This is a genomic window from Micromonospora sp. B006 (genome assembly GCF_003408515.1).
GTDB lineage: Bacteria > Actinomycetota > Actinomycetes > Mycobacteriales > Micromonosporaceae > Micromonospora > Micromonospora echinospora_A.
The window spans coordinates 3,083,611-3,102,964 of the sequence record NZ_CP030865.1 but is presented as its reverse complement, the minus strand read 5'-3'; the positions used below and the strand labels follow the sequence as shown (position 1 = coordinate 3,102,964).

Annotated in this window: 14 protein-coding genes; 4 read left to right on the top strand and 10 right to left on the bottom strand. The window is 73.3% G+C overall.

The features are described from left to right. Positions 1 to 5: 5 nt before the first annotated feature. Positions 6 to 2,765: a matrixin family metalloprotease gene (locus MicB006_RS14635; RefSeq protein WP_116506765.1), complete on the bottom strand. Its 2,760-nt coding sequence runs from the start codon at positions 2,763 to 2,765 to the stop codon at positions 6 to 8. A 165-nt stretch (positions 2,766 to 2,930) separates the two neighbouring features. Here MicB006_RS14635 and MicB006_RS14630 point away from each other — a divergent pair, with 165 nt between their 5' ends. Further along, positions 2,931 to 4,964: a hypothetical protein gene (locus MicB006_RS14630; RefSeq protein WP_116511442.1), complete on the top strand. Its 2,034-nt coding sequence runs from the start codon at positions 2,931 to 2,933 to the stop codon at positions 4,962 to 4,964. An 85-nt stretch (positions 4,965 to 5,049) separates the two neighbouring features. Beyond that, a complete protein-coding gene (locus MicB006_RS14625) occupies positions 5,050 to 5,868 on the top strand; it encodes a M23 family metallopeptidase (protein ID WP_116506764.1) in 819 nt (272 codons plus the stop codon). A 34-nt stretch (positions 5,869 to 5,902) separates the two neighbouring features. Here MicB006_RS14625 and MicB006_RS14620 read toward each other — a convergent pair whose 3' ends face one another. Genes MicB006_RS14620 through MicB006_RS14600 form a run of 5 tightly spaced genes read right to left on the bottom strand, consistent with a single transcriptional unit; the run spans position 5,903 to position 12,622 of the window. Further along, positions 5,903 to 7,327, bottom strand: a complete 1,425-nt coding sequence (locus tag MicB006_RS14620; protein WP_073827908.1) for an adenylosuccinate lyase family protein — start codon at positions 7,325 to 7,327, stop codon at positions 5,903 to 5,905. Then, positions 7,324 to 9,297, bottom strand: a complete 1,974-nt coding sequence (locus MicB006_RS14615) for an FAD/NAD(P)-binding domain-containing protein (RefSeq protein ID WP_116506763.1) — start codon at positions 9,295 to 9,297, stop codon at positions 7,324 to 7,326. The genes MicB006_RS14620 and MicB006_RS14615 overlap by 4 nt, the downstream gene beginning before the upstream one ends. Next, positions 9,294 to 10,502: an FAD-dependent monooxygenase gene (locus tag MicB006_RS14610; protein ID WP_116506762.1), complete on the bottom strand. Its 1,209-nt coding sequence runs from the start codon at positions 10,500 to 10,502 to the stop codon at positions 9,294 to 9,296. Before MicB006_RS14610 ends, MicB006_RS14615 begins: the two co-directional genes overlap by 4 nt. Continuing rightward, entirely contained in the window at positions 10,499 to 12,070 is a 1,572-nt protein-coding gene (locus MicB006_RS14605) for a class I adenylate-forming enzyme family protein (RefSeq protein ID WP_116506761.1), read from the bottom strand. The genes MicB006_RS14610 and MicB006_RS14605 overlap by 4 nt, the downstream gene beginning before the upstream one ends. 9 nt (positions 12,071 to 12,079) lie before the next feature. Next, entirely contained in the window at positions 12,080 to 12,622 is a 543-nt protein-coding gene (locus MicB006_RS14600; RefSeq protein WP_116506760.1) for an SRPBCC family protein, read from the bottom strand. Between the two features lie 166 nt (positions 12,623 to 12,788). Here MicB006_RS14600 and MicB006_RS14595 point away from each other — a divergent pair, with 166 nt between their 5' ends. Continuing rightward, positions 12,789 to 14,486, top strand: a complete 1,698-nt coding sequence (locus MicB006_RS14595) for a helix-turn-helix domain-containing protein (protein WP_161565924.1) — start codon at positions 12,789 to 12,791, stop codon at positions 14,484 to 14,486. Here MicB006_RS14595 and MicB006_RS14590 read toward each other — a convergent pair. The 4 genes from MicB006_RS14590 to MicB006_RS14575 are packed head-to-tail and all read right to left on the bottom strand — an operon-like array spanning position 14,427 to position 18,086. After that, positions 14,427 to 15,479, bottom strand: coding sequence for a zinc-binding dehydrogenase (locus MicB006_RS14590; protein WP_225980755.1), 1,053 nt, complete (start codon positions 15,477 to 15,479; stop codon positions 14,427 to 14,429). The two genes, MicB006_RS14595 and MicB006_RS14590, sit on opposite strands and share 60 nt — an antisense overlap. Next, on the bottom strand, positions 15,476 to 16,315 hold the full coding sequence (locus MicB006_RS14585; protein ID WP_116506758.1) for an arylamine N-acetyltransferase: 840 nt from the start codon (positions 16,313 to 16,315) through the stop codon (positions 15,476 to 15,478). The genes MicB006_RS14590 and MicB006_RS14585 overlap by 4 nt, the downstream gene beginning before the upstream one ends. 3 nt (positions 16,316 to 16,318) lie before the next feature. Further along, positions 16,319 to 17,128, bottom strand: coding sequence for an arylamine N-acetyltransferase (locus MicB006_RS14580; RefSeq protein WP_116506757.1), 810 nt, complete (start codon positions 17,126 to 17,128; stop codon positions 16,319 to 16,321). Between the two features lie 4 nt (positions 17,129 to 17,132). Continuing rightward, on the bottom strand, positions 17,133 to 18,086 hold the full coding sequence (locus tag MicB006_RS14575; RefSeq protein ID WP_225980805.1) for an amidohydrolase family protein: 954 nt from the start codon (positions 18,084 to 18,086) through the stop codon (positions 17,133 to 17,135). Positions 18,087 to 18,338: 252 nt separating this feature from the next. On the opposite strand from MicB006_RS14575, the gene MicB006_RS14570 reads away from it, so the two are divergent. Next, on the top strand, positions 18,339 to 19,343 hold the full coding sequence (locus MicB006_RS14570; RefSeq protein WP_116506755.1) for a 3-oxoacyl-ACP synthase III family protein: 1,005 nt from the start codon (positions 18,339 to 18,341) through the stop codon (positions 19,341 to 19,343). The last annotated feature ends 11 nt before the right edge of the window (positions 19,344 to 19,354 follow it).

The following is a 19,354-nucleotide window of genomic DNA, read 5'->3' as shown; positions in this document are numbered from 1 at the left end:
CCGCGTCACACCACGTCGGACACCCGCGTCAGGTTGGTGCGCTGCCAGTCGTGGGCGCCGAGCGAGCGGGACAGCAACTGGATGTTGCCGTTCGCCGCCGTGTAGGCGATCTGGAGGCGGCCGCCGCCCAGCCACACCGACAGCAGGGTCGAGCCGACCGGTGGCATACCGTCGATCTGCACGCGCTCGGCCTGCCACGTGTCGCCGTCGCCGGTCAGCTCCCACAGCCCGCCGTCGTAGTCGGCGAAGACCAGCAGCCAGCCGTCGGGCGCGCCGTCCACGCCGGGCAGCCGCTGCACCGCCGACGCGCGGCACTCCGGCAGGCCCAGTTCGGCGGTCAGCGACCGCGTGTGCCAGGCGCCGTCGTCGCCCACGGCGTACATCCGGATGTCCTGCCGGTGGTCGAGGCCGAACACCCGGTGCCGCTCGCCGGCGCGGTGTTCGCCCCACACCGGCATCATGGTCAGCGGTAGCGGGTTCTCCGCCTGGGTGGCCCAGGTCAGCGACATCTGCCCCCAGCCGGTCGGGCCCTCCCACAGCATCCGCAGGTGCTCCTCGGCGTCCCGGTAGACGATCACGTCGAGGCCGGTGTCGCCGTCGACGTACCCGTAGGGCGCGCCGTCGGCCGCGACCGCGCCCTCCACCGACACGTCCTGCCAGACCCAGCCCTGCCCGGGCGCCTGGGACAGCCGGATCGTCCGGCCGTCCGTGGCGCTGTAGACGACCCGCTGGGTGTCGCCGTTGCGGTAGGCGTGCGGGCCGTACCGCACGGCGGGCGGGCCGCCGCTGTCCTGCGTCAGGTCACCCCACCACCACTGGCCCTGGTCGTACCAGATCTGGTGGACGTGGCCGCCGTCGCCGGCATAGACGTACGACGGCACGCCGTCGTGGGCGAAGAACGGCGACGGCGCGCTGCCCCTTGCCATCCGGGGCGCCCCCACCTCGTCCGTGAGCCGGGTCCACGTCCACCCGTCGCTGGTCGGATAGTGCACCACCAGGTGCCGCTCGCAGTCGGAGTAGGCGACGTGGTCCACGTCCGGCAGCACCCGCAGGCCGACGCCGTCGGTGAACGGCAGCCGCCCGTACATGGCGAACAGGCCGTTGCGGTCGTCGGACTTGGGCACCCGGTACCAGGTCGCGTTGCGGTGCATCACGTTGCTGCTCTTGCCGTGGTTGAGCCCGAACGCGTGGCCGATCTCGTGCGTGGCGACGTGCCGGAAGTCCGGTCCGTAGAGGTCGACGTCGAAGTACCCGTGCGCGTCCCAGCCGATCTTGCGGTTGAAGATGACCGGCAGCTGACCGCCCGCGTCCGGCCAGCCGGGAGCCGCCCCCCACTTGGTCACCGCGTAGACGGTCCGGAACCAGCCGGTGTCGTGGAAGACCGGGTCGTCGCCGACGGAGAAGACGATGTCCGCCTCGGCCGGGTCGAAGACCCGGGTGAACTCGAACGGCCCGTTCCAGTTCTCGCCCAGCACCTCGCGCCACACGTCGAGCGACACCTTGATCAGGTCGTGCTTCAGCTCCTCGGTGAAGTCGTCCCGGGCGTGCGGCATCGTCATGTCGCCGAGGTGGTAGGTCAGGTTCGTGTGCCGGAAGTGGTGTCCCTCCAGGACGAAACTCGCCGATGTCGTCCGGTCCGGGTTGCCGCAGCCGGGCGCGGTCAGGTGGGCGGCGGTGACGGCGTCCGGCCGTCCGGTCACCGGCAGCTCGTGGAACGTCTGGTACGCCCGGATCGCCGCGCCGAGCCCGGCGGCCGGGGCGAAGCCCGCCTCGGTGAGCAGCGTGGCGACCGCGTCCAGGGGCAGGTCCGCGACGTCCGGGCGGATCAGCGACACGGTGCCGTCTACGACGTCGCCGATGTACGCGGTGCCGTTCGCGGTGACCGCCACCGCGTACGGGGCGTGGCCGGTGGTGATCGGGTCGAGCGTGCGCGGCGCGTACGGGTTGGCGGTGTCGACGAGCTGGACGCCCTTGTCGGTGGCCAGCCAGGCCCGGGACAGTCCCGGCACGGCCGCGAGGTCGCGGACGCCTGCGGCGCTCCTTACCGCGCCGAGCCGCTGGCCGGTGTCCGGGTCGTGCACGCCGAACAGCGGGTGCACAGTGCCGCCGCCGAGCGAGCCGACGTAGATCATCCCGTCGTGCGCGATCGCCACGCCGCCCGGCTGAAGATGCGCGGGCTCGATCGGCGCCACGGTGAGCGTCCCGTCCGGGCGCAGCACGGCGAGCGCGTCGTCGGCCGGGACGAGGCCCTTGACATACAGCGAGGCGTAGACGGTGCCGTCCGGGGCCACCGCGAGCCGGATCGGCGCCGACGGCAGCGGCACCGTGTGCCGCTGCGTGGTGTCGGCCAGTTCGATGACGTGCAGCCGCTTGTGCGCCCAGTCGGCGGTGTACAGCAGGTCGGCCGCCGGGTCCACGGCGATCGCGATCAGCCCGAAGCCGATCGGGATGTCGGTGACGGCGCCGGTGGCCAGGTCGCACCGGGAGACGCTGTAGCTCTGCACCCCCCGGTTCATCACGTACGCCTGCCCGCGTCCGGGGTGCCAGGCCACCGCGCGCGGCTCGTGGCCGACGGGCAGGGACGGGCGGACCGGGGCGAGGGTACGGGGGTCGAGCACGTGCAGCCGGCCGGCGCCGGATGCGGGGTAGTGGGTGACGAGCAGCGCTGTGCCGGTGTCCGTGATGGCGTGCACCGAGCCGGGGTCCCCGGCGGTGCCGAGGGCGACCTGGAGCTGAGGTGGGGGTGTGGGGGCGGGTGTGGTCATGACGTCCTCCAGTGGACGTGAGTACTTCGTGACCCACCGTAGAGCTATGCCTCTGACCTGCGGATTCTTCGTCGTTGATCCGGCATTGCCGGCCCGCGGGCCCTTGCCGAGATTCCTTCACGAGCGTAGGAAGAACACCACCGTCCCATGTCGAAGGAGACGCGCGTGCCCACCCCCAGACGGCTCCGTCTCGCCGTGTCCGCGCTGGTGACCGCAGCGGCAGTGCTGCTCGGCTCCGGTGCCGCCGCGGCGCCGCCCGCGCCTCCCGCCCCGGCCGGGAACCGATCCTGCGATCCGATCGACCCGGCGGCCTGCCTGCTGCCGTTCCCCAACGACTACTTCACGGTGCCGGACCGCAGGACGCCGACCGGCAAGCGGGTGCGGTTCGCGGCCTCCGCGATGCCGGCGAACGTGCTCGGCGTCCCGATCGACCCGGCGGAGTGGAACCGGCAGGACGGGTTCAGCCCCGGCTCGCCGATCCTGGCGCGCGTACCCGGTCTCGACGCCACGAGGACCCGGATCGCGCCGGTCACCGACGTGGGCCGCTCGCTGGCGCCGGACGCGCCGATCGTGCTGCTCGACGCCCGCACCGGGCGGCGTACGCCGTACTGGGCCGAGCTGGACGCACACGCCGCCGGCAGCCCGGACCGGCAGGTGCTGATCATCCGGCCGGCGGTGGCGCTGACCGAGGGCGCCCGGTACGTCGTCGGCCTGCGCGGCATGCGCGACGGCGACGGCGCGCTGATCCCGGCCCCGAAGGCGTTCCGCGCGTACGTGACCGGCGCCGGCCTGGACCGGCGGGACCCGCGCGCGCCGCAGATGAAGCGGATCCTCGCCGACCTGAGCCGGGCCGGCGTCAAGCGACACAGCCTCTACCTGGCCTGGGACTTCACAGTGGCGAGCCGGCACGGCCTGACCGGGCGGATGCTGGCGGTCCGGGACAGCGCGTTCGCCGCGCTCGGCCGCCGCGCCCCCTCGTTCACAGTCACCCAGGTCACCGACTACGCGCCCGAGCAGGACCCGCTGATCGCCCGGCAGGTGACCGGCACCGTCGCCGTACCGTCCTATCTGACCGGCGACGGGGGACCGGGCTCCCGGCTGCACTACGGGCCGCCCGGCGGCGACGGCACGCCGCCGACGCCGAACGCGCTGCCCACACCGTCCGGCACGACGGTGGCCGCCGACTTCGTCTGCAACATCCCGCGCAGCGCGTCCGCCGCGAAACCGGCCCACCTGTCGCTCTACGGCCACGGGCTGCTCGGCCGGCCGACCGAGATCAACGCCGGCAACGTCAAGACCATGTCGCAGACGTACGACTTCACCTTCTGCGCGACGAGTTGGATCGGCATGGCGGCAGCCGACGTCCCGTACGTCGCCGGGGCCTTCACCGACCTCAGCGCCTTCCCCGCGGTGGCCGACCGGTTGCAGCAGAGTTTCCTGAACTTCCTCTTCCTGGGCCGGACGATGATCCACCGCAGCGGGTTCGCCGCCCACCCGGCGTTCCGCGACGCCGCCGGGCGGCCGTTGATCGACGTGGCCGGCGGGCTGCACTACGACGGCAACAGCCAGGGCGGCATCAACGGCGGCGCGCTGACCGCCATCGCCCAGGACTGGACCCGCTCGGTGCTCGGCGTGCCCGCGATGAACTACTCCACGCTGTTGCAGCGCAGCGTCGACTTCGCCCCGTTCCAGACGGTCATGGACGGCTACTACCCGGACAAGATCGACCAGCAGCTCATCTTCGCGCTGCTGCAGATGCTGTGGGACCGGTCCGAGGCCAACGGGTACGCCCAGCACATGACCGACCGCCCGCTGCCGCGTACCCCGGCGCACCGGGTGCTGATGCACGTGGCCTTCGCCGACCAGCAGGTCTCGACAGCGGCGGCGGAGGTGCAGGCCCGCACCATCGGCGCGCGCCTGCACACCCCGGCGCTCGCCGACGGCTGGTCACCGGACGTGCGGCCGTTCTGGGGCATCGCGCCGATCCGCAGGTACCCGTACGCCGGCTCGGCCATGGTGGTCTGGAACAGCGGCGCGGCGTACGCGCCACCGCCGACGAACCTCGCCCCGGCCGGACCGGAGTACGGCGAGGACTCGCACGAGTTCCCGCGCGCGCAGCCCGGCGCGCAGCGGCAGAAGGCGGTGTTCCTGCTCACCGGCAAGGTGATCGACGTCTGCCCGGGCCGGCCCTGTCCATGACACCTGCGCACGACGCGAACCCGGTGATCCCGGCGATCGCCGGTGAACCCTTGCCCTCGACCGGAAGTGGTCTTACCTTACATCGATGATCCTCAGTGACGGGTCGTCCCGGGACGTCGGCCGCGGCGCTCCGCCGCCCGAGGACCTCGGTGGCATCGCCTATCTACGTGGACTGTCCAGACGCGGGCTCCTCACCGGCGCCGCGCTGGCCGCGTCCGGGGTGTCGGCCGCCTTCGCCCTGCTGCCCGGCTCCGCCAGCGCCGCCGGCGGCTACCAGAGGCCGTGCGGACGTGTCCGCATCTCCAGCTCCTGGCAGGACCACCGGAACCGGACGCCGCCCTCGGGCGAGCCGGGCACCGACTACGCGGTCGGCACCGGCACCCCCGTCATGGCGGCGGCGAACGGCACGATCCGGTTCGTGAAGGCCGACACCTCCACGGCGACCGGGCGCGTCGTGGGGATGGCCCACGACGACGGCAACTACACCCGGCACCTGCACCTGTCCGCGATCGCCGTCTCACCCGGTCAGCGTGTGTCGCGCGGCCAGACGATCGCGTACTCCGGCTCCTCGGCCAACGGCAGCGAGTACGGCGTCGGACCGCACGTGCACACCAGCCTCTGGCTGAACACCGCCAGCCCGACGGACTTCCGCGCGACAGTCGATTTCGAGAGCTGGGCCGGAGACGTCGCCAACCCGAACCCGCCCGACCAGGAGGCAGACGACGTGTTCATCGCGAACGTGAAGGGCAACTGGTATCTCGTGGTCCCCCAGGGCACCGGCAAGCCGCGGGCGGTGGTCCTCGGTGGTGACAGCAACGCCGCCGCCTCCGGCATCCCCGTCCTGAACTTCACCTGGGACCCGTCGATCAGCGCGCTGCGGGCCGCGGTCGACGGCATCGGCTGATCCGACCGCGGACCCGTTCGCGTGGGCGCGGAGGTCAGCGCCGGGCCGGCTCCGGCGCCACCCGGGCCACGACCGCGCCGTCCACCAGCGTGCCCGCCGCGCCGAGGTAGCCGGCCGGGTCACCGATCCGGGCCAGCTCCTCGGCGGTGTAGCGGCCGCGCAGCTCCGGCGTCTCCGCGAGGACGTCGGACAGGGCGCGATCGGTCGCGTCCGCCTCCGCGGCGGCCCGGGTCAGCACCTCCTTGATCCGGTCCCGGCCGACGACGGGGGTGAGCCGGGCGGCGATCCGTTCGGAGGTGAGCTGGCCCCGCGTCAGCGCCAGGTTGGCCGCCATCCGCTCCGGGCGCACCACGAGCCCTCGCGTCAGCGTCACTGCCGCCTCCGCGGCGCCGCCGGTGAGCCGCAGGCATTCGCGCAGCAGCAGCCACTCGGCGTGCCACACGCCGGCGGACCGCTCGTCCTCGCTGAGCAGCGCCTGGGTGAGTCCGGCCGCCAGCGGTGGGACCTGGAGCGCGGCGCTGCGGATGAGCGTGGCGAAGACCGGGTTCCGCTTGTGCGGCATCGCGGAGGAGGCGCCGCGCCCGCTGGCCGCCGGCTCCGCCACCTCGCCCACCTCGCTGCGCGCCAGCGAGAGCACGTCCACGGCGATCTTGCCGAGGGCGCCCGTCACGAACGCGAGCACCGCGGCGAGGTCCGCCAGCGGCGTACGCAGGGTGTGCCAGGGCAGCGTCGGCCGGCTCAGGCCGGTCTCCTCGGCGAACGCCGCCACGAGACGGTCCACGTAGCCGGGGTCGGGCTCGGCCGCACCGTCCATTGCCGCGTACTCCAGATAGCCGGCCAGCGTGCCGGCCGCGCCGCCGAGCGACACCGGCAGGCCCTGGTCGCGTACCCGCCACAGCCGTACCCGGGCGTCGCAGAGCAGTTGGTGCCAGCCCGCCGCCTTCAGCCCGAACGTGGTCGGGGCGGCGTGCAGGGCCAGCGTCCGTCCGGCCATCGGCACGTCCCGGTGGGCCAGCGCCAGTCCGGCGAGCGCGTCGACGGCGGCGGCGAGGTGGTCGTCGATGACGGTGAGCGCCCGGTGCGAGACGGTCATCGCCGCGGTGTCCAGGATGTCCTGACTGGTGGAGCCGCGGTGGACGTACTCGGCGGAGGCCGGGTCGAGTTCGGCGACGGCCCGGGTCAGCTGGGCGACGAGCGCCACCACCGGGTTCGCGGTGTCCCGGGACGCCAACGCGACGTCCCGCAGGTCGAACAGCTCGGCCCGGGCGGTCCGGGTGATCACCGCCGCGGCCTGGGCGGGCAGCGTGCCCAGCCGCGCCTGGGCCCGGGCCAGCGCCGCCTCGGCGTCCAGCATGGCCTGCAACCAGGCCCGGTCGCCGACCACCGGCTCGATGCTCGTGCCGGCGCGCACCGGTGAGAGCAGGCCGCTGTCCACCGCCACGTCCAGGGTGTCGATCACACGATCACCCCCGGGAAGCGGGCCGGCCCGGAGGCCGCGCGGTCGGCCACGGCACGTCCGGCCGGCGCGAGCGAGCGCACCTCGGCGGCGATCGCGTCGGCGTCGGCCAGGATCACCGAGTCGCTGCCCGGCCGGATGCCGGCCGCCGTCACCCAGTGCACCGACTCGGTGGGCACACCGAACGCGAAGCGGCGGGGGTGCGGCTGATCCTGGGCGTCGACGACCCGGTAGGGACGTTCGGTCACGGCCAGTCCTCCTGTCTCGTACGTGCCGCCGTCGTAGGGGATCCGGTACGGCCGGCACTGTTCGGTGTCGAGCATGTGGCGCAGCAACGGATCGGCGGTGCCGCGCAGGTCGGGTTCCGGCAGCCGCGCCTCGATGAGGACGCCCGCGCGGACCGGGGGACCGGGCACCGTCCGGGACGTCGCCTCGAACGCGGGTGTCTCGGTGTCGATGACGATCTGGGTGTCCGGCCCGGTCAGCTCCAGCACACCCGCCTCGATCAGCGCGATCGTCTCCTCGACGCGCCGGGCCGGCGGGCCGATCGAGAGGAAGGCGTTGAACGGGGTGAACCAGCCGGTCAGCTCGTCGCGGTACGAGTCGCCGTCGATCCCGCCGTGATCGACCGCCAGGCGGATCTCGTTGCGCAGGTCACGCAGGACGTCCAGCGCGGCCTTGAGCGGCCCGTCGACGTTGCCGGCCCGCGCGTGCGCCACGTCCCGGGCCAGGTGGTCCAGCAGCCAGTCCCGGAAGTCGTCCCGGTCGCGGAACTCGTGGCCGCGGTACGGGCGGGCCAGCCGGTCCCAGTCCCAGCGCCGCGCCGGCGGTATCCGGTACTCGTCGAGCAGCGCCGGCCGACGCTCGGCCGGCGTCGCGAGGTAGCGCACCGTGAAGGTCTCGGCCCGGTCGGCGTGCCCGGTGCGGCGCAGCAGCGTCGCGTAGTAGACGCTCTCCACCTCGGCGGCGATCAGCGGCCACACGTCGCGGCGGAACCGGATCGACTCGCCGCGGGCGCGGCGGGCGCGCAGCCGCGCCACGGCCTGCGCGGTCAGCAGCCGGGGCAGGTGCCGGCCGGTCACACCCTTCTGGTTGTCGCCCCGGGCGTGCGCCGGGATGCCCCGGCGGGAACTGGCGGACAACCTCGGTTCGGCGCCGCTCGGCCGGTACCGCAGCCGCCCGCCCTCCTCGGTGAAGCTGCCGCCCCGGCCGACGGTGAGCAGGATCAGGTGGTCGAAGAACGTGAGGCCCAGCCCGCGCAGCAGCACCGGGGCGCCCGGCGGGATATGGCTGAGGTCGACGTCGGCGGGGTTGGCCTGGGGAAGGTAGGTGAGTCCGTGGACCCGGGACAGGCTCGCCGTGCGTGCCTGCCGCGGATCCAGCCGGGCGGCGGCGTGACCCAGGGCCAGCACCACCGCGTCCAGGTGGTGCAGACGGGTGCCGTCGGCAAGCCGTACGCCTTGCGGACCGCCCGGTACGCCCGACGTGTCGGCGCTGGCCACCGCGCGGGAGCGGTGACACCGGATCGAGACGTGCGGCGGCGCGCGGCGCACGATCCGGCGGAAGCTGGCGCGCAGGTAGTGGCCGTAGAACGCCCGGGTCGGATAGTCGTCGGGGCCGAGCGCGCGCGCCTCGTCGAGCACGTCGCGGTCCAACGCGCCCAGCGGACCCACCGACGCCACGCTCCTGGCCCACTCGTACAGGCTGGGCCCGGGCTCGATCGGCCCGGCCAGCCGGCAGCTCGGGTCGGTGTAGACGGTGATCTGCGAGGCGACGGTGTTCGTCAGCAGCAGCCGGGACTGGTCGGTGCGCCACACCGCGCCGGCCCCGGGCGCGGCGGGATCCACCACGTGCACGGTCAGGCTGGCGCAGGTCCGCTCGTGCCGTTCCTGGGCGCAGAGCCGCTCCAGGACGGACAGCCCGCGCGGACCCGCGCCGACGATGCAGATCCGCAGATGTCGCGGGCCTGTCATCGCACGGCCTCGCTCGGGCGCTCGCCGCGCACCCGGGCAGCGTGCATCCAGGCCACCGCCGTGTGCAGCTCGTCCGGCGTCATGGCGGCCAGCGCCCGGTTGCGGGCCGTCGCCGCGTCCCCGGCGGCGTGCCAGAGCCGGATGCTGTCCCGGGAGACGGCCTGCACCGCGGCGGTCCGCTCCCGCCGTTGAGCGACGTAGCGGCGGAGCACCTCGGCCACCGGCTGCGCGCCGTCGCCGAGCAGGTCGCCGAGCACGACCGCGTCCTCCAGGGCCTGGCAGGCACCCTGCGCGGCGTAGTGCAGCATGGGGTGCGCGGCGTCACCGAGCAGGGCGACCCGGCCGTCGGCCCAGTCGTCGACGGGCGCCCGGTCGACGAGCACCCAGGCCCGCCACTCGTCGGTGAGGCGCAACAGGTCGTCGACCGCGCCGAGGCGCGACATCGCGGCCCGGACCAGGGCGCCGTCGGTGGGCCGGCCGGCGAACAGCGTGGGCGCGCCGTCGGCGTGACTGGCGGCCATGTTCAGGTACGCCCCGCCGCTGATCGGGTAGTGCACGAAGTGGCAGTCCGGTCCGGCCCACCAGGTGACCGCGTCCCGGCGTACCCGGGCGGGCACCTGGGACATCGGGACGATGGCGCGATACGCGGTGATGCCGGAGTTGCGCGGCTCGCCGTCGTCGACGAGCTGGCGGCGGATGCGGGAGTGGATGCCGTCGGCGCCGATCACCATGTCGGCGGGGATCCGTTCGCCGGAGTCCAGGTGCACGGCGGCTTCGGCGGCGTTCTGGTGGTACCCGGCCACCGAGGCGGCCGGGCGCAGCGTGATCCGGGGCAGCCGCCGGGCGACGTCGAGCAGCCGGCGGTGCAACTCGGCGCGGTGCACCACCACGTACGGGCTGCCGAACCGGCGCTGGTACCGCTCGGTCAACGGCAGGCTGGTCACGTGTGTGCCGGTCACGCCGTCCATGAACCGCAGTTCCGCCATGGCGACCGCCGTCGCCCGGACCTCCGGTCCCACGCCGAGCGCGTCCAGCGCGTACAGGCCGTTGGGGGCCAGCTGGATGCCCGCGCCCAGCTCGGTGAACTCGGGCTGGCGTTCCAGGACCGTCACGTGATGCCCGTGCGCCGCCACCGCCAGGGCCGTGGCGAGCCCGCCGATGCCGCCCCCGGCCACGACCACCCGCACGGGCGTCCGGGTGCTCATCCGGCCGCGCTGTCCCGGTCGAGCAGCTGCTTGGCCAGCTCCAACCGTTTGATCTTGGTGGTGGCGGTCTGCGGGAGTTCTGCCAGGCGCCGCTGCACCGGACAGGCCATCGGGGGCAGCGTGGCGACCGCGCCGGCCCAGCGGTCGGCGTCGATCGGCAGGTCCTCGCTGGTGCAGATCACCGGCACCGGCGGCCCGTCCGGCGCGGGCAGGATGATCACCTCGACGAGTTCGTCCAGCAGGGTGAAGAGGGTGTCCTCGACGGCCAGCGTGCTGCCGAACCCGTCGATCTCGTCGACCTCGCGGTCGAGCAGGTGCAGGCAGCCCCACCGGGTGCGGTAGCCCAGGTCGCCCATCCGCCACCACGAGCCGTGGCGCTGGCCCTCGTACCGCTGTTGCTCGCCGAGGTAGGTGACGATGCGCCCGTCGGTGCGTACCTCGATGTAGCCGGGGTTGTCGCGGGTGGGTGGACGTCCGTTGCGGCTGACCACCCGGATGTCGGTCATGCCGGGGAACGGCATGCCGACGCACCGCCCGTCGGCGTCCTCCGGCCGGCGGCGGGTGAACGCGCGGGCCGCGACCGGGCCGACCTCGCTCTGCCCGTAGAGCTGGCCGAACACCGGCTTGGGATGCGCGGAGGCCCCGAGCATGCGCCGGACCGTACGCGGGTGGATGGCGTCGAAGGTGCTGCTGAAGTAGCGCACGGTGGCCAGCGGCGCGCGCGGGTCGTCGGCCAGCCGCTCCCACCGCAGGAACGAGTTGGGGTGGGTCTCCAGCACGCCCGGACGGTGGGTCAGGAACAGGTCGGTGGCCTGGTCCGGGTCGTTGTCGGCGAGCACCAGCAGCGGGAAGCCCCGCAACATCGTGATCGCCAGCGCGGTGAACAGCCGCGAGTGCACGAACGAGACGTGGATGGCGACGGGGCAGCGGCGTCGCACCAGCGCGGCGACCGACGCCTGCGGGCGGTAGCGCGCCTGCAGCGTCCGTCCGGTGTGCACGGCCAGCTTCGGCAGCCCGGTGGTGCCGGAGGTGTGGGTGACCAGGGTGGGGTGGTCGGGCGACATGAGGATCGGCGGGACGCTCGGCACTCCGGTCAGGGCGCGCAGCGACGTGGCCGACGGATGGTCACCGGAGACGAGCAGCACCCCGGCGACCGTGGGGAACACGGTGTCGGACAGTCCGGCGTCGAGGGTGGCGCGGTCGGTCAGCAGGTACGGCCGGCCGACCCGGCGGATCAGGTGGACCACAGTGGTGGCGTCGAGGTGGGGGGAGAGCAGCACCGGCACGGCCCCGATCCGGGCCAGCGCGCACGCGCTCAGCGTGATGTCGAAGTTGTGCGACTTGTAGACCACCACGCGGTCGCCCGGTCGCACGCCGGCGGCGTGCAGGCGGGAGGCCAGGTCGGCGACCAGGCCGGCGACCGCGCCGACGGTGAGCCGCCGGCCGAGTTCCGGCGCCACGTCGAGGTCGTGGTCGAGGGTGATGCTGTTGTCCGGGTGCCGGGCCGCGGCCCGGTCGAAGAGTGTGCCCAGTCGGATGCCGCGATTGGCGATCGTCTGCAGCAACATGTCCGGCTCCTACCGTTCGGTCTCGATGATCGACTTGAGGCGGCGCAGCGTCTCGTGCAGATCGGCACCGACCTTTGCGCCCCATTCGGTGACGAAGCGCCGGCGCTCGTCGTCGTCCATGTCTTGGGTGATCTTGCGAATGCCCTCGGTGGGCTGGTCCATCCGGAAGTGGTGCGTCAGCCGGCAGCCGGCGCCCTCCGGGCTCATCCGGAAGGCCCACACGCTGCTCTGGGCGTTTCCCTGGCTGTCCCGCATCGCCCAGCTGAACTCGACGCCGGGGATCGCGGTGTGCACCTGCGACTCCGTGGTCCAGACGCCGCGGACGACCGGCGCCCAGGCGACGACGTCCTCGCCACGCACGTTGTGGCCGCGGAACACCGCCCCGGCGGCGCCGGGACGGCCGCTGATCCACTCGCCTCCGGTGCACTCGGTGCTCCACTCCCGGCACCGCGGAAGGTCACTGACGAGCGCGTAGACCTCGTCCGGAGTGGCGTCGACGACGATTTCCGCCTGCGATTCGAACAGTGGCGTGGTGGTCTCGGTTTCGGCCATGCGGAGAATCGTCGTTATCGGCTTCCCGAAGGGTCAAAGTGTTCGACTCTGATTCATCAGGTTCGACGTCGTCGACCGCCGGGACGCCTATAATCCGGCGCAGATCTGCGACGCGACTACGGACACGGGAAGAGTCATGCGGGGGAGCAGGGAACAAGGCGCCGCCGTGCCCGGGGACGCGCCGTTACCGGCCGGCTCCGCCGACGACGCCGCGCCCAAAGCGGTCGCCGAGCCGGTGGACGACCCGGCGGTGCCGCACGACGAGAGTGGCCTGCTGCGGGACATCGCCCGTCAGGGCCGGCGGCTGCTCGACGCGCCGGCCGCCTTCGTCGCCGTCGTGTCCGAGGACGGACCCACGATCACGGTACGGGCGGTGGACGGCCCCGACGAGGGCGGCCCGCCGGCCCTGCCCGGTCACCATCCCTCCGGCGCGGCGCTGCTGGACGGGTCGCCGCTGTGGTGCGGGGACGCGGAAGCCGGGCCGCCGCTCGACGGCGGGCCGGTGTCCGGACCGGACGACGACGGGCCGCTGCACGCGGTGGTCGCGGTGCGTCTGGGCCACCTGCGCGGATACGCCCCCCGCCGAACCGTCGCCGCGCTGTACCTCGCCGACCGTCGCCCCCGGACGGTCACCGCTGCTGAGCGCGTCCAGTTGACCTCGTTCGCCCGGCTCGCCGGCGCGGCGATGGAGAAGACGCAACTGCTCGACGTCGCGATCGCCCGGCTCTACGGGCTGGAGCAGCAGTCCGCCCGTACCGCCGCCGACCTGGACCGGCTGCGGACGCTGCGCTCGGCGCACTACGGCTTCATCGACCTGGCCGTGGCCCGCGGCGACGCGCGGGCCTTCGTCGTGGAGGCCGACCGGCGCCTCGGCGCGTCGGTGCGGCTGTGCACCGACGACGGTCTCGTGGTCGCCGCGAGCCGGCCTGCCGCCGGCGTCGCCGGACCGGAGGCGGGCGCGCCGGACGGCCGCCGCCTGGTCGTCCCGGTGCTGGCCGGCGACCGGCGGATGGGAGACCTGCTGCTGGAGATGGACAGCCCGCTCGCCGATCCGGACGGGCAGCTCCTGCTCCTGATCGCCCAGGCGGCGGCGGTGATCCTGCGGCAGCTCGACGACAGCCGGGAGAGCCAGGCCCGCCGTGCCCTGCTCAACGAGCTGATCACCACGCCGCAGCCGCCGGGCACGCTGGTCGAGCGGGCCCGGCGCCTCGGCGTGCGCCTGGACCGGCCGTACGTCGTGGTGGTGCTGCGGCCGGACGGGGTCAGCCCGCACTGGGCGTCGATGTGGAGCGCGGCGTTCGCCGCCCGAGGTGACGGTCTCTCCGCGCTGCACGACGACGACATCGTGCTGCTGCTGCCGGGTGAGGCCGACCCGGCCGAGATCGCCCGGACGGCCGCGGAGGAGTCGGGTGCGCTGTTCGGCCGGCCGGTGACGGCCGCGGCGTCCGACAGCGGTTCCGGGCCGGAGCGGGTGGCCGTGCGTTACCGGCAGGCGCTGCGCTGCCTCGACGTGATGATCATGATGGAGCTGGCCGGTCGTGGCGTGTCGGTACGGGAGCTGGGTTTCCTGCCGATGCTGCTGGCCGGCCGGGAGGGCATCGACCAGTTCATCGACGCCACCCTCCAGCCGGTGCTCGACTACGACAGGCACCGCGACGGCGACCTCGCCCGCACGCTCGACGCGTACTTCGAGGCCGGCCGCAGCCCGACCAATGCGGCGGAGCTGCTGCACATGCACCCGAACACCGTCACCCGGCGGCTGGACCGGGTGAAGCGCCTGCTCGGCCCGACCTGGCAACTCCCGTCACGGGCGCTGGAGATCCAGCTCGCGCTCCACCTGCACCGCCTGCTCACCGAGCTGTGACGCCGCTGCGCCGTCCGGGACGACCAGGGCCCGCCGCCCGCGCATCTCGCCGTCCTCCACCATCCGGTGCGCCTCCCGCATGGCGGACAGCGGCAGTCGCACCACCTCGCGCGGGCGCAGCCGGCCGGCCGCGAGCAGCCGGTTGATGAAGCCGGCCGCCTCCGCCAGCTCCGCGGTCGTGGCCAGCGAGATGACGAAACCGACTATCGACCTGTCGTTCGTGTACAGCTCGCCGGCGGGCAGCTCCGGCCGGGTCCGCGCCCCCGCGAGCAGCACGATCCGCCCCCGCACGGCGAGTTGCCCGACCGCCAGGTCCAGGTCGTTGGTCCCGGAGGTGTCCAGGTAGACGTGGACGCCCTCCGGGCACGACGCGGCGAGCCGGTCACCGAGGTCGGGCGCGGCGTAGTCGACCACCTCGACCGCGCCGGCGGCCCGGCAGAACGCCTCGTCCCGGGGCGCGGCGGTGGCGACCACGCGCCCGCCGAGCGCCGTCGCCGTCGTGATCAACGCGGCGCCGACGTTGCCGCCGCCACCGCCCACCACCACCGTCTCACCGGGTCGCAGGCGGCCGTGCACCGCCAGCGCCAGGTAGGCGGTGGCGGCCGGATGCAGGACGGTGACCGCCTCCGCCGAGGCCGCCGCGGGCAGCGGGTACAGCCGGTCCGCGGGAACCACCACCTGCTCGGCGGCCGCGCCCTGACGCCCGCCGTGGCCCAGGCTGTTGCACCAGACCCGGTCGCCGGGGCGGAAGCCGGCGACACCGTCACCGGCGTGCGCGACGACGCCGACCACGTCCCGGCCCACCACGAACGGCAGCGGGACCGGCGTACGGTACGTGCCGGCGCGCACGAACGTGTCCACGTGGTTGACGGTGGTGGCGAGCGTGTCGACGAGCACGTCGGTGGGGCCGGGCCGGGGCGCGGGCAACTCGCCGTACCGGATCCCGGCGGCCGGGCCCAGCCGGTCGACGTAGGCGGCCCGCACTGTCGTCATCGGCGGGCCGGCCCGCCGTCGTCGCTCTGGAAGAACGCCATGCGCGAGGACTGGTCCGCGTACGGGCTCGGTGTCGGCGGCTTGTCCAGGACGATCCCGAACCACCGCCGGTACGCCTCCAGCAGGGCGTCGTCGTCGGTGAGCGTCTCGACGGTCCGGCGGTCGCCGGCGATGACGGTGAGCACGTCGCCCTGCAGGGTGACCCGCCCATCGGCGGTGGGCAGCGTGCAGAACATGTTCCGCAGGAACGGCGAGTCCGGGCAGGTGCGGTACCACCACAGGTTCTGCCGGAAGTCGGACAGGTCGGCCGGCCCGTCGTAGAACCGGTACTGCAACGCGCCGTTGCGGTACACGTCGACGGCCCCGGGCTCGACCCGCTCGGTGGTGAACCGGCCGTGCGGGTCCACGTACGGCTCGGCGGCGTCCAGCCGGAACGGGAAACGGCTGTTCTTGCCGAAGCCGACGTCGACCAGCCAGCGGGAGCCGGTCTCGGGAAGGTCCACCGTGAGCATCAGATGATTGTGCGGCCCGTTGAACCGCTCGGAGAGCCAGACGCGCCCCTGGTGCAGGGTCACCGCGAAACCCAGCGCCTCCAACAGGAAGAACAGCGAGGTGTTGATCTCGAAGCAGCCGCCGCCGCGGCGCTGGCGGACCACCTTGTCCAGCACCCGCTCGTCCATGTAGATCTCGTGGCCCAGGTGGTAGTCCAGGTTCTCGAACGGCACCGTGAAGGTGTGGCGTTCCTGCAGGTCGCGCAGCGCCGCCAGGTCCGGTCGCTCGGGGCGCGCGGCGCCGATCCGGTCCAGGTAGCCCTGCACCTGCTCGTCGGTCAGCACGGCTCAGTCCCGCTCGTACGACATGCGCATCGACTTCTTCACGTGCGGACTGGGCTTCGGCGGCGCGTCCAGCTTGATGCCGAAGTACTTGTCGTACGCCGCCAGCAGGTCGTCGTCGTTGGTGAGCCGTTCGATCCGCCGCTCGTCGCCGTCGATGACCACGAGCTTGTTCTCCCGCAGGATGATGCGCCCGTTCTCGGTCGGCAGCGTGCAGGACAGGTTCTGCAGGAACGGCGAGTCCGGTGAGGTGCGGTACCACCACAGGACCTGCATGCCGTCGGCGGCCACGACCGGCTCGTCGTAGAAGCGGTACTGCAGCGCGTCGGCCCGGTAGACGTCGGTGGCGTTGTCGGCGACCCGCTTGGTGGAGAAGGTGCCGTGCGGGTCCTCCTGCGCCTGCGGCGACTCCAGCAGCAGCGGGTAGCGGCTGCTGCGGCCCAGGCCGACGTCGACCAGCCACCGGTCCGCGCCGATGCGCACGGTGGTCACCGAGTGGTTGTACGGCGGCGTGAACGCATGCCCGAGCCAGACGCGGCCCTGGTGCAGCGTGACGTCGAAGCCCAGCGACTCCAGCAGGTAGTGGAACGCGTTGTTGATCTCCCCGCAGCCGCCGCCGCGGTTCTGGTACACGATCTTCTCGACCACCCGCTCGTCGATGAAGATCTCCTTGCCGAGGTGGTAGTCGATGGTCTCGAACGGCACCGTCAGCTCGTGCTGCGCGTGCAGCAGCCGCAGCGCCTCGGCGTCGAGCCGCTCCGGCCGGGCCACACCGATGCGGTTCAGGTACGCGTCGACAAGCGTGTCGTCGAGCATGTGGTCACTCTCCTGTCGAGGGGAAGCGGGCGAACAGCTTCGCCGCGTTGGACCGGTTGACCGCGGCCCACCACGCCGGATCGAGGTCCGCGTGGCGCGCCACTCCCGCACCGATCGAGGCGCCGAAGGACTCGGGCATGAAGGGGTAGTCGGAGCCGACCAGGACCCGTTCCGGGTCGGCGAAGAGCCGCAGTGAGGCGAGCGCGTGCCGGCCGCACATCGCCACGTCGAAGTAGAGGCGGCGGAGCACGGCGAGGGGATCGTCCGGCAGGCGGTCGGCGAGGTCGCCGTTGATGACCGGGCCGTAGGTGAGCCGGTCGGCGTAGTAGCTGACCCCGCCGCCGCCGTGCGGCAGGATGATCCGCAGCTCGGGGAACCGCTCCAACGTCCCGTTGTAGAGCAGCTGCGCCACCAGCCGCACCGTCTCGAACGGGAACTCGTACAGCGACAGCGGCAGCCCGAAGCTGGGCTGGCCGGCGGCCGGCGGCACCGCAGGGTGCACGAAGACGGGCGTGCGCCGCCGCTCGGCCTCGGCCAGCAGCGGATCGAGCCGGCGGTCGCCGACGTAGAGCCCGTCGTAGTTGGTGAGCAGCCCGAGCCCGTCGAGGCCGAGCACGTCGATCGCGTGGACGAACTCCGCCACGCAGTCGTCGAGGTGGGGGAAGGGCAGCACCGCGAACGCGCCGAAGCGGCCGTCGCCGGCCGCCACGAACTCGGCCAGGTACTCGTTCAGCCGCCGCGCGAGAGCGCGGCCCCGGGCGCGGTCCAGCGAGGGTACGCCCGGCCACAGGCTGACGATCGCGGCGCGTATTCCCTGCCGATCCATCATGGCGATGCTGCCCGACCGGCTCCAGGTGGGACGGTCGACTCCGGAAAGGACCGTGGAACCGCCCAATTCGCGAAGCTCGGCGGCATAGAAATCGGGAATAATGTGATGGTGCACGTCGATGGCATCCATCCACGGTGACCCGGCCGGACCGAATACGGGTTTGGCGTCCACATCCGCATCGTGGTGATCGGAGCGCGCCTGGCCAAGGCGGTCGGCGCGAATATGTCACGTCGGTTCCGGCGGTTGCCCTGCCCGGTTCGGTTGCCATACATTGACCGCAGGTCTGGTCTGGTGGACCGTCGACACTATTCGCCGCGAAGTCGGTGCCCGTCCTTATCGCAATTCCGCGATCGACGGCTGGTGAAGAAATGGACCTGGCGCATGCTCACATATTCGCGTGGCGACCGGCCGATCGGTGTGCTCGGCACCGGCTCCTACCTGCCCGGCCGGGTGGTGACGAACGACGAGGCGGCCGAGCACGCCGGGGTGACCGGCGACTGGGTGTTCGAGAAGACGGCGATCCGGCAGCGGCGGTGGGCCAAGCCCGACGAGGCGACCTCCGACCTGGCGATCGGCGCGGCGCGCGTCGCGCTCGCGGACGCCGGCGTCGACGCGGCGGACCTGGCGCTCGTCGTGGTGGCCACCTCGACGCCGGACTCGCCGCAACCGCCCACTGCCAGCGTCGTCGCCCACGAGATCGGCGCCGGCCGGGGCACCGCCGCGTTCGACGTCAACGCGGTGTGCAGCGGCTTCAGCTACGGGCTCGCGGTGGCCGAGCGGCTGGTGACGGCAGCGGGGGACCGCCCGGCGCTGGTGATCGGCGCGGACGTCTACTCGCGCATCCTGTCGCCGCAGGACCGCCGTACCGTGGTGCTCTTCGGCGACGGCGCGGGCGCCGCGGTCATCGGGGTCGGTGGCGCGCACCGGGTCGTGGCCACCCGGCTGCTCAGCTTCGCCGAGGCGCGCGGGCTGATCGGAGTGGCGGCCGGTGGCAGCCGCCTGCCGGCCTCGGAGCAGACGCTCCGCGACGGCTCGCACCACTTCCGGATGGACGGCCGGGGAGTACGCGAATTCATCGACACGCACGTGGTCTCCGGCATCGCGGAGTTCCTGGCCGAGCACGGCGTAGCGCCGCACCGGCTCGGGCATCTGGTGCCGCACCAGGCCAACGGCCGGATCCTCGCCTCGATGGCGGAGCGACTCGGGCTGCCCTTCGACCGCGTCGCCAGCACGTACGGCGCCTACGGCAACACCGGCGCCGCCGCGGTGCCGATCACCTACGACCAGCTGTGCCGCTCCGGCCGGGTCCGTCCCGGCGACCTCGTGCTGCTCACCGCCTTCGGTGGCGGGATGTCGATGGGGATGACACTGCTCCAGGCCGTCTGAGCCGGGCGGGC